This is a genomic window from Streptomyces sp. SID5785 (genome assembly GCF_009870065.1).
Classification (GTDB): domain Bacteria; phylum Actinomycetota; class Actinomycetes; order Streptomycetales; family Streptomycetaceae; genus Streptomyces.
Map to the genome: position 1 here is coordinate 1 of NZ_WWIA01000626.1, position 13,142 is coordinate 13,142.

Sequence of the window (13,142 nt, forward strand, 5' to 3'; positions counted from 1 at the left end):
CGCCGCCTGCTCCTGGCCGGAGGGCCGTCGGGCCCGTCGCCCGGTCGGGGCCGGAACGCCCTGCGGGGGCACGACCGTGTCGCCCAGGACCGGCCCGGCCGCCTCGGGCTCGGCCGGAACCGCGACGTCACCGCCGTCGGCGGCCCGTGCCCGGCGCCTGCCCGTCCCCGCGGCAGCCGCCCCGGGTGCTCCGGGTGCTCCGGGCGCTTCGGGTGCTCCCGGCGCGACGCCGGGAGCCGCGGCAGCGACGTCCGCAGTCCCGGCCGCGGGCTGTCCGTCGGTGGGGTCCGTACCGCCGTCGCGGCCGTCGTTGACGCCGCCGTTCATGCCGTCGCCCGCCGGGGCGGGTTCCTCGGCCGCGCGCCGTCCGCGCCGTCGGCCCGTGCCGCCACCGGAACCGGCACCGGCCGCAGGCTCGGCCACGGCGCTCTCGAGGAACGCGTCCACCGAGGGCCCGGAGGCCCGGCGCGCACGACGGCGGCCGCCCCGGGCCTGCTGCTGCGGTGCCTCCTGCGGCTCGGGCGCGGGATGCGCGAGTTCGGCGGCCGGTGCGGGCACGGCCGGGACGACCCCGGCCCCGCCGCCGATCGGCACGTCGAGCACGTACGAACTGCCGCTCATGCCCGGCACCTCGTGCGTCTGGAGCACACCGCCGTGCGCCCGCACGATGCCGCGCACGATCGGCTCGTGCACCGGGTCGCCGCCCGCGTAGGGGCCGCGTACCTCGATGCGGACGCTGTCGCCGCGCAGGGCCGCGGCCACGACCACGGTCGAGTCGACGTAACCGGCGGTCGCGGGCACGCGCGCGTTGCCCGTGGCGTCGATGCCCGCGACGTCGGCGATCAGGTGCGCGAGCGCGGTCGCGAGCCGGCCCGCGTCCACCTCCGCCTCGATCGGCGGCGCGTGCACGGCGAACTGGACGCGGCCGGGCCCGATCAGCTCGACGGCCCCGTCGACACCGGCCGCCACGACGGCGTCCAGCATCACGGGCACGCGGACGAGCTTCTCGTCGTCGGTGTCGAGGAGCTGGTACGCCAGCACGTTGTCGACGAGCGTCGTCATGCGGGAGTAGCCGGCGGAGAGGTGGTGCAGCACCTGGTTGGCCTCGGGCCACAGCTGACCGGCGTCGTCGGCCGCGAGCTGCCCGAGCTCCCGGCGCAGCTCGTCCAGGGGGCCGCGCAGGGACTGGTCGAGCACCGCGAGCAGCTGCGCGTGGCGCGCCGCGAGGGCCTCGTACCGGTCCTTCTCGCGCTCGGCGAACGCGGCGCCGCGCTCCCGCTCGGCCGCGAGCTCCTCGGTGTGCTGCTCGCGCGTGGCGGCGAGCTCACCGGTCAGGTCCTCGCTCACGGAGGCGAGCTCGGCGCTCAGCTCCTCGCGCACCCGCGCCAGTTCGGCGGCGCGCTCCTCGCGCTCGGTCTCGGTGGCCTCGTCGCGCCGGGCCAGCTCCTCGGCGTGCTCGGTGACCAGCTTGTCGAGGGGCCTGCGGTCGGTGAAGGTCATGACGGCGCCGACCAGCTGGTCCCCGTCGCGCACCGGCGCCGTGGTCATGTCGACGGGCACCTGGGCGCCGCTCTTGGACCACAGGACCTGCCCGCGCACGCGGTGCTTGCGCCCGGAGCGCAGCGTGTCGGCGAGCGGCGACTCCTCGTACGGGAACGGGTCGCCGTCCGCGCGGGAGTGCAGGACGAGGGTGTGCAGCTCCTTGCCGCCGAGGTCGCTGGCGCGGAAGCCCAGGATCTGGGCGGCGGCCGGGTTGACCAGGACGATGCGTCCGTCGGTGTCGGTGCCGACGACGCCCTCGGCCGCGGCCCGCAGGATCATCTCGGTCTGCCGCTGCGAACGGGCCAGCTCGGCCTCGGTGTCGAGGGTTCCCGACAGGTCGCGGACGACGAGCATGAGCAGCTCGGAGCCGCTGTAGCCGCCGGAGGTCCCGCCGCTGCCGTAGGGGTCGACCGCGTCGCGCGCGCTGTCGGCGAGGTTCGCCGAGGTCACCTCGACCGGGAACTCGCTGCCGTCGGTGCGGCGGGCCGTCATCCGGGTCGGCTTGGTGCGCCCGCGCTCGTCCGTCACGGTGTCCGGGCGGCGCATGGAGCCGGGGATCAGCCGCGAGTCGAACTCGGGCAGCAGGTCGAGCAGTCCGCGCCCGACGAGCGCGGTGCCGGGCGCCTCGAAGGCCTCGAGCGCGATCGAATTGGCGTTGACCACGGTCCCGTTGGTGTTGACCAGGACCAACGCGTCCGGGAGCGCGTCGAGTATGGCTGCGAGGCGAGCAGCGCCTCGGGATGGCCTGCTGCTCACGACGACGCTTCCTCCCTGATGTACCGCTTTTACCGCGATGTGCCGCTGGACCGGGACCTGCCCGCCGCCCGGTTTCGTGTGGTCCGGGGCGCCCGGCTGGTCTCGGGAGGGAGTCTACGGGCAGTGGTTGCGCTCGCGACGCCGGATGAGAGGGAGCCCACGTAGAGGATGTGCGGATCCCGGGCGCGACGGGTCATGACCGTGTGATCGATGGACCCTCGGTCACGGCCCGGTCGCAGGCAGCACGGGGCTCAGCTGCCGCCATCGGGAGATCTGGCAGCCGTCGGCCAGGCTGTAGCGCGCGTCGACGGAGCGGCCGTGCCAGGTCCCGGTGATGTGCGCGGTCGCCGGGCCGCCGTACTGCATCGTGCAGAGCGCGTCCTTGGGCACCGGGGCGAACGGGTCGCGCCCGTCGGAGGCGAACTCGTCGAGCTTCGCGCAGGCCGCGGCCGCCTCGGGGTGTGTCCCGCCGACGGGGGCGCAGCGCAGCTCGTACGTCCCGTCGTTGCCGCTGCCGGAGTCGGCGACCGTCAGGGTCAGCTTGTCGCCGGCCGGTCCGCCGCCGGACGGCAGGATGCCGTCGAGCAGGCCGACCGGGGCGGGGGCGGTGTGGATCGGGCCCGTGTCGGCGTGTGCGGCGACGGGCAGCGAGGCGCCGAGCGCCGCGGCGGAGGCGGCGGCGGTGAGCAGCAGCCGGGCCGCCGCACGGGGCGAGGCCGTGCGGGGCGAGGCCGCGCGGTGCGCGGGGCGGGTGGACTGACGACGCAGGAACATGCCGTGTCTAACGCCCGGGCGCGCGCGACGTTGCGCGCCGCGCCCGGGCTTTGCTCTGCGGCCCGACGTCCTAGTACCGTGGGGGCCGATTGGTGACGCGGCGCTCAGCTGTGTCATCATCTGCACACATCCCCGAGCGGTCTCGCACAGGGATAGTGCTGGAGGCGTCGCCTAGTCCGGTCTATGGCGCCGCACTGCTAATGCGGTTTGGGACTTAAATCCCATCGAGGGTTCAAATCCCTCCGCCTCCGCAGCAAGATCCGAAGCCCCGGTCCGTCTGGACCGGGGCTTCGTCGTGTCCGGGCCCCGGAGGGTGACAGAAGGGCGTTTTCGCAGGTCACAAGGGGTGGACCAAACGGATTTCACATGACGGCGGCAGTCATGTAATGTTCTTCCTGTCGCCGGGACAGCGCCGAAAGGCCGGGACCGGAGACAACAACAGAACAAGCACTCGTAGCTTAACGGATAGAGCATCTGACTACGGATCAGAAGGTTGCAGGTTCGAATCCTGCCGAGTGCACACAGGTGAGAGGCCCCCGGAGATGATCCGGGGGCCTCTTGCGTTGGGCTGTACAGCAGCGAAGTACAGCAACCGTGTCAGCCGCTACCTTCCATCGCGCCGGAAAGCTGGTCCAGCGCCGAGCGCACCTCTTCCTCGCTCGCCTCCGCGTAGACCTCCATCGTCATGGCGATCTGCGAGTGCCGCAGGATGCGCTGCGCGACCTTTGGGTGCACCTTGAGGGCGACCAGGAGCGAGCTGCACGTGTGCCGGGTGTTCCGCAGCGGGATCCCGCGGAGGCCGGCGCGACGGGCCCGCAGCGCGAACATCCGGGTGAGGTTCCCCGGCTCGATCGGCGTTCCGTACCTCGTCGTGAAGATCAGGCCGCGATCGTCCTGCCACGCGTCCCCGAGGGCCTTGCGGTCGCCGGACTGCTGAGCACGACGCATCCTGAGCGCCTTCAGGCAGAGCGCGGGCAGGGGCAGGAAGTCGTCCGAGTCCTCCGTCTTGGTCTCGCGGTGCAGGATCTGGCGGCCGGCGCGCTGGATCTGGTGGTCCACGTACAGCTCGCCGCGTTCGAAGTCGACGGACTTCCACGTCAGGCCCAGGACCTCACCGCGGCGGAGCCCCAGGCAGAGCACGAGCATCCACGCGGCGAACAGGTGGTCATCCCGAGCGGCGGCATCGGCGAGGAACTGCCCGGCCTCGGCGACCGACCACGGCTTGATCCGGCGGCGACGCGGCTTGGGCACCTTCACCAGGGAGGCGACGTTCTTGCTGATCTCCTCCTCGGTAACCGCGTGAGTCAGGGCGGCTCGCAGAGCGTCGCGGGCAGCCTGGATGACCCGGCGGGAGGGGTACGCCTCGCAGCAGTCCCCGACCGCGCAGCACTTCCGTCGGGCCGGCGCTCGCTTGGCGTCCTTCTCCTGGGCGCAGCACTGGCAAACGGTCGCCAGCTTGGTCAGCCACTCCCGCACATCGCGGACGGTCAGCCGGTCCAGCCGCTTCGCCCCAAGGTAGGGAGCGATGTAGAGCCGCACGCAGCCCTCATACGAGACGTACGACAGCGGGGCGAGGTTCGGCTTCACGATCGAGTCGAGCCAGTACGCGAGGAAGACGGACACCGTGCGGTGCCGGGTGGCGACGGGCCCCTTCTTCGCCTCCGCATGGAGGTCGAGCCACTTCTCGTGAACTTCATCCCGGGTCTTGCCGTACGCGTACTTTCGGGCCCGCTTGCCGTCCGGCTTGGTCACCCAGACATAGGCCGCGTAGCCGTTCTTGTAGGGGTAGATGGAGCCCTCACCGTTGCCGCGCTTGCCGCTCATGCCGCTTCTCCTTCAGCCTGCTGGGCAAGCCGCTCGATGTACTCGTCCACGTAGCGGGGGAGGATGCGCCGGCTGCGGCCGTCCTTGATGGAACGGATCTCGCCGGTGAGCACCAGCATCTTGGTCTTGGAGAGGCCGTAGCCGAGCATTTCGGCGACCTCCGCCGTGGTGTGCCACTTCCGTTGGATCACTGCCGTGGTCATGCGTCGGCTCCTTCCAAGGGCCTCTCGTTTTGCAGGGCTTCGCGGGCTAGTTCGCGGTTGTGTTCGATGTCGCGGCGGATGTTGGCGGCGAGCCAGGATTCGCCGGGGGTGTGGCCGTGGCCGGCGTAGGTCCAGTGGGCGAGCGTGAGCGTGGTCGGCTCGGGGCTGTCGTCGGGGTCGGGCAGGCCGAGGGAGGCGCGGTGTTGGGCGGCGCGGTAGTCGGCGCGGACCTGTCGTAGGGCGCCGAGGGTGGTGGAGTAGCTGCGGGATTTGGTGGAGAAGTGGCCGCGGAAGCCGAGCATGTGGGCCCAGTCTCGGAGCTTGCGGTCCGGGTAGTCGGCGTGGAGGTCCAGGCATGCCTCGATGAGTCGGCGGGGGTGTTCGGGGACGTCGAGGAGGAGCAGGGCTTCCTTGTTGCCGACGCGGCGGTCGACCGTGCCCGTGGTCTCAGCGGCCTTGGTCGCGTACTTGGCGACGTAGGAGGCCACGGCCTGTTCCGTGATCTCCGTGCCCTCCCCGAACGCCTTGATCGGCCGGACGTCGAGTTGGGTGCCCCACTCGAGGGTGCGGGCGGGGTGGTCGCCGGCGGGGTCGACGTCGACCCGGACGCGGGCGGCCGCGGCGTGGATCGCCTCCGTGAGCAGGGCGACGCTCGCCCAGTGCGGGGGCGAGTCCTCGGGGCCTTCGGGTCCGTCGAAGCGGATCACGGTGTGGAAGTGGACGGCGCCGCGCTTTTGGTACTCGGCGACCTTGCCGAAGGAGATCCGGGACTGTTCGCGGGCGGCCTTTTGGGTGAGGCCGGCGCGGGCGGCGATCTCGCGGCGCAGGTAGATCGTGAAGTAGCGCCAGAGCTCGGATGCGTGGTTGTTCCACAGGACCGCGCCCGCGTAGTCGTACGTGTTCGGGTCGAGTGGTGTGCCGAGTTCGGGGGCGGTCTCGTCGTGTCGGGTGCCGCAGCGGCAGGGCCGGGTGCCGGGGCGGTTGTGGACGGGGCCGAAGCTCGGGGCGGTGAGGGTGGCGAAGACGCGGGGGTGGTCGCGGATGGTGTGTGGGGTGCCCTTGGCGGGGTCGCCGACGAGGCCGGCGCGGATCAGGTGGTAGGTGTCGCCGGCGTAGGTCCAGGCGCAGGAGGGGCAGCGTGAGGCCCGGCGGTTGCCGCAAGCAATCCGGAGCCGGCCCCCAGGTTCATGCTCCGTCGAGTACGAGTAGAGGGCCTGCCCAGTGACGCGGTCGCGGGTGACCGTCGTGCCGGTCAGGTGGATGGGGTCGGTGCAGCCGCCGGTTCGGCGGATCTGGTCCTGGAGGCGGTCGAAGCCGGGGGACCCGGCGACCCTCAGCACGTCGGCGAGGGTGGCAGGGTCCAGGCCCGCCGCAGTGGCGGTGTCGCTCACGTCAGCACCTCCTGCCGGGCGGTCAGGAAGGCGGTGGCGAGCCAACGGGTGTAGGCGGGCGGGATGGCCTCGGTCAGTTCCTCACGGACGTTCGTCCAGGTGATGCCCATGGCCGTCTGCATCTCGGTGACGGTGGCCTTGCCGCCGCCCTCCCCGTACGCGGCCACGTAGGGGCCGTCGCGATAGACGCCGTGGCGGTAGCCGCGCACGTAGCCACGGTGCCGCGGGTGGGCCGGCGCCGCGGTCGCCCAGCGGCCGAGTTCGAAGTTGCGGTGACGCAGCACGCCGAGCCCGAACATCTCCCCGCACAGCGAGACGTCCTTACGGATCACGGCCCGTCCGTTGGGCTGCTCGATCACATAGGGAAGGCCCGTCGCGTCGAGCAGCGTCCTGGTCGCGGACAGCAGGTCGGTGTGTGTGCCGCCCCATCCTTGGGCGTGATTGGTGCCGACGGTGAGCGCACATCCGGCCTGGCAGGGGGGTGAGGCGTGCACGAGCGTGTACCGCTGGATCTCGCCTGTGGTGGTCAGGTCGGCGAGGTACTCCAGGGCGTCGCCGCGGTGGTAGGCGAAGGGGTAGCGGGGGCGGTCGGCGATGTCGCAGCCGTCCACGGTGAACCCGGCGAGCCTGTAGCCCCAGCCGGCGCCACCGGAGCAGGAGAACAGGTCGAGGACGCGAGCCATGCCGCTCACCGCCCGTTCCTGTGGGCGGGGCCGTGGTTGTCGGTGTAGTCCGACACGAGGGCTTTGACGTCGCTGTCGCCGTTGGCACGGTCCTGCGCGCCGCAGCTGCCGCACACGTAGTCGCCCTGGGAGGTCGTGTATTTGGTGCCGCCCCGCACGCGCAGGCCGGGACGGTCCTCGGTGGGCGTCAGGTCGCTGGGAAGCTTGCCGAACATGCCGGTCACCGCCCCACGCGTACGAGAGCGGAGACCGGGCGGACGGCGCGGGTGCCGGTGCCGTGGCAGGCCGGGCAGTGGGCGGTGATGGTGCGCAGGTGGCCGTGCCGGTCGCGGCCCCCGAGGGTGACGGCGGCGGACCCGAAGCCGTCGCAGGCCGGGCAGATGTGCACGCGGGCAGGGGTGGGCTGGGCCATGATGGAACTTCCTTCCGGATCAGTGGTTCGGGCAGGAGGCACGGCTCCGGAGCGGACGAAACTTGGCGGTAGAGGCCGCTCCGGGGCCGGTCAGTGATGCTTGGTCTCGTTGTTCATGAGCGAGCGCACGACGAGCGCGACGATCGCGAGCGAGCCGGCCGTGATGGCGACGGCGAGCAGCATGGAGACGAGGACGGCGCCGACCACCAGGACCGCAGCAGTGCCGCCACCGACGGCGAGGAGCAGTGCTCCAGGGGTGAGCTGCACCGTCGGCCGGCCAGGAGCCGCGGGAGCAGGCTCCGCCGTGTGGTGCGTGCACCAGCAGGCGGGTTTAGCGTGGCCGTGGTCCTCGACGACGGTTCCGGCGAGCGGGATCGTGCGGCCGGTGGGCTGGTCGTTGACCGGGATCTTGGGCGTGAACACGGTGTGATCTCCTTCCGGAACGGGTTCAGTTGATGAGGGAGCCGACGGCCGGGCCCAGGAAGCTGCCGGCGATGAGGTAGCCGCCGAGCAGGAGCAGAGCCACGAGCCACCACGGCGGCCGGGTGAGCTTGATCCCGAGGTAGCCGACGACGATCAGGGCGAGCCAGAGCGGGACATCCATGGCGGGTCCTCCTAGGCCGCGCAGCGGTGGGTACGGGCGGCGAGCTCGGCGGCAGAGCGGTTGTCGTACTCAGCGGAGAAGTCGCAGCGCGGGGCGGTGCAGGCGGCCGTGTGGCGTGCGCGTCCGCGGCCGTCGTAGAAGGTGGCGACCTGGACGGGACCGAACGTGCGCACGTCACGGAAGCGGCGATAGGCAGTCATGGCGGATCTTCCTTTCTGGTCAGGTGAGTTGGAGGTGCGAGGCGATCGCATCGGCCATCGGAGCGGGCACACCGAGCCGCGCCCGCAACACCTCCGGCGCCATCGGCGAACCGGTCGACGCCCGATGCGCATCAGCGATCTTCTGTGCGTGGTCGAGCAGGGCCGGCGGAACGGCCGGAGCAGGAGCAGCGGGCTCAGTGGGCGTCGGGGCAGCCTCAGGAGAAGGCAGTTCGGGCACGGGCTCCGAGGCCGGTGGGTCGACGCGGTCCACGGCGACGTCCGGCCCACCGGCCGGCTCCTCTACCAGCACCGGGGCAGGCTCTGCGGCCGGTTCGGTGGGTGAGTGGACCAGCAGGGTTCCGCCCAGGAAGGCCAGCGCAGGCCAGCCGGCCACGAGGATTCCGAGCCAGGCGGGCACGTCGGCCAGGTCGAGGAGACCGGCGGTCGCGATGTTGGCCCCGAGTGAGGCGAACAGAGCGATCAGGAACCAGGTCCAGGCCGAACGGTCCCGCCGGGCCGTACGCAGCCGACGCCACGCCGCCACAAGGAGCAGGTCGACGGAGATCGGGTAGGCCCACGCCTTCCAGCCGGTCTGTCCGGCCGCAGCGGCGAGGTCGTGCAGGTGGGCGAAGGACAGGGCCCCGGCGATCACGGCTTGGATGAGTACGGCATCCGGGCGGAGCGAGCGGTGCATGTCGTTCACCTCCTTCGAGGTGCGTCGGGCCGGGGCCGGGCGGGGACTGGTTCCGGCCGCCGGGCCCCGGCGGGTCAGTCGGTGGCTTCGCCGGAGCCGAGGCAGGTCAGGCACATGCCGGTCTGCTCGCCGGCGACGCGGCGCTTGCGTCCGACACGGACCGGGACGGAGACCTCACCCGAGCCCTTGCACACTGCGCACGGGGCAGGTGCCGGGGGCTCGGGGGCCTTCTTCGTGGCCATGTCCGTCAGCCCCGCTCGCTCGGGTAGCTGTGTCCGGCCGGCGGGTAGAGCGCGGTGCCCGCAGTCGCGTAGAACGAGGCGATCAGGCCGTAGGCGGTGACGTCGACGAACTCCGGGTCGGCGTCCGGTGTGGTGGCGTACGCGCTCAGGTCGGAGATGAGAGCGGATGTGACGTCGAGATCAGCGCAGGTCGAGCACATAGCGTCGGTCTCCTCTCGGATTCAGGCATGGGAGGGGTAGGGACCCGGCGCGAGACGGTCACGCCGACCGGTGGAACAGGGGTGTCAGGGGATCGCCGGCGCCTGCTCGGGCATCGGCGGGATGATCAGAGTCGGATCGATCGGCGCGAGCGGCCGGAACGGCTCCAGCGCCGGCAGATCCGGGATCAGGTGCGCGAACTCGCGGCAGGCAGCGACGGTTTCGGCCTCGCTGGTGTGCGGGGTGCGGATGCGGGACCAGCCGCCCGAGGCGTCCGCGGCAACCGCCTGACCGGGCCGGTCGGCGGGGATCGTGCACGCGGCGGGTACGGACTCGGGGGCGATGTCGTTCAGCCCCATCTCCGCGGTCTGCTTGTCGTTGACCCGGTGCACGACCCGGCCCGTGAGCTGGGCCCGGAGCATGGTCGCTCCCTTGCCGAGCTCGGAGCCGAACCGCTGCCCGCAGATCTCCAGGTAGATCCCGACCGCGCGGGACAACTGAGCCAGCCGGATCAGGCCGGTGACGATCCGCTCGCGCCGCTCTTCGTCCTTCTTCGAGGAGATCAGGAACAGTTCCGCGATCTCGTCGATCAGGACCACAACCGGTGCCGGCCGCAACCGCTCGGGCAGCGCCCAGACATCCGACGCACCATGCTTGGCCAGCAGGTCGAAGCGGTCCTCCATCTCCGCCACCAGAACATCGATCAGCGAGGCGGCATCATCCGGATTCGTCGCGAGGGCGGACAACCGGGCCGCATAGCGGAACTGCTCGACACCACGCTTGCAGTCGACCCCGACCAGAGCCACCGGCAGCTTCGCCAGCCCCTTGATCAAGTTCCGCTGGTACATCGACTTCCCCGACTGATTCGCACCCAGCGTCAGCGCGTGCGGGACCTGGCGGTAGTCCCGCTCGTACGCCGTCCCGTCATCCTTCAACGCCACCGGCACCACCAGGTCGCGGGCCTCAGCCTTCCGCGGCATCCGCACCCGACGCAGCACGTCGTAGCCAGTCATCCGCAGCTCGACGAAACCAGGCTTGGTCGCGAACACGTGCACCGAGTGGACACCCCAGGCGTGCCGCAGACGCTCAGACGCCGCAGCGATATCCGCCGGCTCCAGACCCGCGGGCAGCCGGAGCGTGACCCGAAGACCCGTCGACGTCCCCCGAACCCGGCGAACCCTCGGAGCCACCGGCTGCACCTCACGGCGAGCGACACTGCGAGCCATGAACGCCCGCAGACCCGACGGCTGCACCGTCAGACCGCACACATCCATCGTGGTCCGGTACTGCGCAGTGAACCGCACCCACGCAGCCGGCATCCCGACCGTCGCCCAGTACGCCCGCGGGGCCCGCACCTTCATGTAGCCGACGCCGCCGGCAGTCGCTATCGCGCCCGAGGCCTCCAGCCACACCGCCAGGTCAGTCACGACTCAGACCCCCGACGTCAGCGCGATCGCACGGAACGAGATCCCGTGGCGCTTCTGCCCGTTGAACTCGTTCTCCCAGTCACGCGCCTTCAGCCCCGTGACGGCGACCGGCGTACCCGGCGCAAGCCCCTCAGGGATTCCCGTCTCCGGCACGGTCACCTGGTAGAGGTTCCCCTCCCCCTCGTCCGAGACCAGCAGGCCCACCGTCGACAGCGGCGCCTTCGTCTCCCGGTCGACGGCACGCTCACCCGTCACCTTGTTCGCCATCTTCGGCGCCGGCGGAGTGGCCACGAAGACGACGGCGGTCGAGAGGTCAATCTTGAAGGACGGCATTTACGTCTCCTCTATACGAGCCTCACTCCTGCACTCATGTACAGGAGTAATGAATAGAAGAGTGCCCAACTCCTGTACATGAGTCAAGTGCTAGCGGCCCGCCTGGAGTTGGGTTGGCCTGAAGTTGCCGGTCAGATCAGTCCTGAGCTGGGAAGCGGTAGTCGAGGATGAACTGGTCAGCAGCCATGACCGTGTCACAGACCTCGACGACCCGCCCTGTGTCCGAGATCGCGTTTCGGACAAGACGGATGACGGGTGCACCAGGGCTCAGCGCCAGAGCCGTCCCCTCAGCCTTCGTCGCGAGGTGCGCGCTGACCGTCTCGGTGAACTCTGCGAGCTGGTGCCCGTTCTCTTCCAATCGGGCGTAGATCCCGCCACCACCAGGGTTGTCAGCGAACATCTCCGGGATGTCCTTGACCACGTCCCACGGCAGGTACGAGGTCGCTTCTTCGGTGGGGACGCCATCACGAAAGTACCGGCGCTTGCGTGCGAGCACCTTGGAGCCCGGCAGCACCTCGAGTCGCTCGGCAACCGACACCGGCGCATCCGTCGGGCCGACGAACAACACGTTCACCGAGGGGACTCCCCCGGACTGCTCTGCTTCGGCGAGATACGCCGCCTTGCCCGCCTTGCGGTGAGCACGCCGGAACCGGTCCGAGGACTTGCGCTGAACTGGCGGGCGCGAGCGCACGAACGAACCGCGGCCGTGGTGCGTCTCGATCAGTTGCGACGCCCGGAGCTCCGATACGGCCTTGCGTACCGTGCCGGATGCCACCCCGTAGCGATCCATCAAGACGGCTTCGCTCGGCACCGGCGCTCCCGGCTCAAGCTCGCCTGATTTGATCTGCGCGGCCAGGTCATCCGCGATCTGTAGATACTTCGCCTTCGCCGAAGACGACACGCTGCCACTCGCCATAGTCCTACAGTCTCTCCTATTCTCCTGTACATGAGTAACAGCGACCCTCAGAAGCCGTCAACGCCCCTCCACTCGGTATCCGTGGCGGGTGTGGTGGTGCGGGATGACGGGCGCGTACTGGTGATCCGTCGCGCCGACAACGGGCGGTGGGAACCGCCGGGCGGGGTGCTGGAGCTGGACGAGGCCATCGAGGACGGGGTGGTCCGTGAGGTCTACGAGGAGACCGGGATCAAGGTACGCGCCGAGCGGCTGACCGGTGTCTACAAGAACATGTCGATCGGGGTCGTGGCTCTGGTCTTCCTGTGCCGCCCCGAAGGTGGACACGAACAACTCTCGGACGAGTCGACTGCGGTCGCGTGGCTAAGCCCCGACGAGGTTGTTACGGCGATGAACGAGGCATACAGCGTCCGCATCACGGATGCCCTGAACAGTGCTGCAGCGCCCATGATCCGAGCCCACGACGGCCGCAACCTCACCGAGCCGGCGGGCAACTAGTCCTCCAACCGTCCATGGGCGACGAGCTGTTACAGGTTTCTCTACCTCATCAAGCCCGGCTGCGCTCCGCTCCGCCGGGCGGGCTCCCGGCTCCGCCTGGGGCTGCGCTCCTGCCTTCGGCCCGCTCCGCCCCTGCTGCGCCGACGCCCGCCCACGTGAAAGACGCCGGGCCCGTGAGTCGAGCACCAGGTATGCACGGCCACGGTCGCAGAGGATGCCTCCGGCGGGGATCGGCCGGCACCAGGATGGAGGGGGCGCCGTCGCCGACCGCAGGCGCATCGTGGTGAGCGTGGTGGGCTCCCATCCCGACCACCATCGACCCAGGCAGAGCCGAGCAGACGCGGCCCAGGGGCGTCAAGGTCGTTCGTACAGTGGCGCGCTCCACCTTGACGCCCCTGAACCACGCCCGCTCCACGGTGTGTGGGTCGACGGCGGACGGGATGGGAGC

The 13,142-nt window shown here is 70.8% G+C and carries 18 protein-coding genes and 2 tRNA genes; 3 read left to right on the forward strand and 17 right to left on the reverse strand.

Translation table 11 applies throughout. The features are described 5' to 3' along the window. Nucleotides 1-2,298, reverse strand: a 2,298-nt coding sequence (locus tag GTW43_RS20395) for a PAS domain-containing protein (protein ID WP_161303456.1), incomplete at its 3' end; no start/stop codon positions are given. A 222-nt stretch (nucleotides 2,299-2,520) separates the two neighbouring features. Further along, nucleotides 2,521-3,072: an SSI family serine proteinase inhibitor gene (locus GTW43_RS20400; protein WP_161303457.1), complete on the reverse strand. Its 552-nt coding sequence runs from the start codon at nucleotides 3,070-3,072 to the stop codon at nucleotides 2,521-2,523. A 160-nt stretch (nucleotides 3,073-3,232) separates the two neighbouring features. Here GTW43_RS20400 and GTW43_RS20405 point away from each other — a divergent pair. Both GTW43_RS20405 and GTW43_RS20410 read left to right on the forward strand, forming a co-directional pair. Continuing rightward, nucleotides 3,233-3,323, forward strand: a tRNA-Ser gene (locus tag GTW43_RS20405). A 196-nt stretch (nucleotides 3,324-3,519) separates the two neighbouring features. After that, nucleotides 3,520-3,592 (forward strand) — tRNA-Arg (locus GTW43_RS20410). A 77-nt stretch (nucleotides 3,593-3,669) separates the two neighbouring features. On the opposite strand, the gene GTW43_RS20415 is transcribed toward GTW43_RS20410, so the two are convergent. From GTW43_RS20415 to GTW43_RS20480, 15 genes are all read right to left on the reverse strand, one after another. Further along, nucleotides 3,670-4,896 (reverse strand): site-specific integrase, encoded by a 1,227-nt coding sequence (locus GTW43_RS20415; protein WP_161303458.1) that lies wholly within the window; start codon nucleotides 4,894-4,896, stop codon nucleotides 3,670-3,672. Then, nucleotides 4,893-5,099: a helix-turn-helix domain-containing protein gene (locus GTW43_RS20420; RefSeq protein ID WP_161303459.1), complete on the reverse strand. Its 207-nt coding sequence runs from the start codon at nucleotides 5,097-5,099 to the stop codon at nucleotides 4,893-4,895. The genes GTW43_RS20415 and GTW43_RS20420 overlap by 4 nt, the downstream gene beginning before the upstream one ends. Continuing rightward, entirely contained in the window at nucleotides 5,096-6,490 is a 1,395-nt protein-coding gene (repSA, locus tag GTW43_RS20425; protein WP_161303460.1) for a replication initiator protein RepSA, read from the reverse strand. Before repSA ends, GTW43_RS20420 begins: the two co-directional genes overlap by 4 nt. Then, a complete protein-coding gene (locus GTW43_RS20430; protein WP_161303471.1) occupies nucleotides 6,487-7,173 on the reverse strand; it encodes a DNA cytosine methyltransferase in 687 nt (228 codons plus the stop codon). Before GTW43_RS20430 ends, repSA begins: the two co-directional genes overlap by 4 nt. A gap of 5 nt (nucleotides 7,174-7,178) precedes the next feature. Next, nucleotides 7,179-7,388, reverse strand: a complete 210-nt coding sequence (locus GTW43_RS20435; RefSeq protein WP_161303461.1) for a hypothetical protein — start codon at nucleotides 7,386-7,388, stop codon at nucleotides 7,179-7,181. Between the two features lie 5 nt (nucleotides 7,389-7,393). Beyond that, nucleotides 7,394-7,585: a hypothetical protein gene (locus GTW43_RS20440; protein ID WP_161303462.1), complete on the reverse strand. Its 192-nt coding sequence runs from the start codon at nucleotides 7,583-7,585 to the stop codon at nucleotides 7,394-7,396. 90 nt (nucleotides 7,586-7,675) lie between these two features. After that, on the reverse strand, nucleotides 7,676-8,008 hold the full coding sequence (locus GTW43_RS20445) for a SpdD-like protein (RefSeq protein ID WP_161303463.1): 333 nt from the start codon (nucleotides 8,006-8,008) through the stop codon (nucleotides 7,676-7,678). Nucleotides 8,009-8,033: 25 nt separating this feature from the next. After that, nucleotides 8,034-8,189: a DUF4175 domain-containing protein gene (locus GTW43_RS20450; RefSeq protein ID WP_161303464.1), complete on the reverse strand. Its 156-nt coding sequence runs from the start codon at nucleotides 8,187-8,189 to the stop codon at nucleotides 8,034-8,036. An 11-nt stretch (nucleotides 8,190-8,200) separates the two neighbouring features. Further along, nucleotides 8,201-8,389 (reverse strand): mobile element transfer protein, encoded by a 189-nt coding sequence (locus GTW43_RS20455; RefSeq protein ID WP_161303465.1) that lies wholly within the window; start codon nucleotides 8,387-8,389, stop codon nucleotides 8,201-8,203. A gap of 19 nt (nucleotides 8,390-8,408) precedes the next feature. Then, the gene (locus tag GTW43_RS20460; RefSeq protein WP_161303466.1) at nucleotides 8,409-9,083 is read right to left on the reverse strand and encodes a DUF2637 domain-containing protein; all 675 of its coding nucleotides are present in this window, start codon (nucleotides 9,081-9,083) and stop codon (nucleotides 8,409-8,411) included. A gap of 74 nt (nucleotides 9,084-9,157) precedes the next feature. Next, entirely contained in the window at nucleotides 9,158-9,325 is a 168-nt protein-coding gene (locus GTW43_RS37595; protein WP_202501748.1) for a hypothetical protein, read from the reverse strand. A 5-nt stretch (nucleotides 9,326-9,330) separates the two neighbouring features. Next, entirely contained in the window at nucleotides 9,331-9,525 is a 195-nt protein-coding gene (locus GTW43_RS20465; protein WP_161303467.1) for a hypothetical protein, read from the reverse strand. An 84-nt stretch (nucleotides 9,526-9,609) separates the two neighbouring features. Beyond that, on the reverse strand, nucleotides 9,610-10,950 hold the full coding sequence (locus GTW43_RS20470; RefSeq protein WP_161303468.1) for an FtsK/SpoIIIE domain-containing protein: 1,341 nt from the start codon (nucleotides 10,948-10,950) through the stop codon (nucleotides 9,610-9,612). 3 nt (nucleotides 10,951-10,953) lie between these two features. Next, the gene (locus tag GTW43_RS20475; protein WP_161303469.1) at nucleotides 10,954-11,283 is read right to left on the reverse strand and encodes a hypothetical protein; all 330 of its coding nucleotides are present in this window, start codon (nucleotides 11,281-11,283) and stop codon (nucleotides 10,954-10,956) included. Between the two features lie 136 nt (nucleotides 11,284-11,419). Further along, nucleotides 11,420-12,199 carry a GntR family transcriptional regulator gene (locus GTW43_RS20480; RefSeq protein ID WP_161303470.1) on the reverse strand — a complete coding sequence of 260 codons (780 nt, stop codon included), beginning with the start codon at nucleotides 12,197-12,199 and terminating at the stop codon, nucleotides 11,420-11,422. An 18-nt stretch (nucleotides 12,200-12,217) separates the two neighbouring features. Between GTW43_RS20480 and GTW43_RS20485 the strand changes: the two genes are divergently transcribed. Beyond that, nucleotides 12,218-12,694, forward strand: coding sequence for an NUDIX domain-containing protein (locus GTW43_RS20485; RefSeq protein WP_161303472.1), 477 nt, complete (start codon nucleotides 12,218-12,220; stop codon nucleotides 12,692-12,694). The last annotated feature ends 448 nt before the right edge of the window (nucleotides 12,695-13,142 follow it).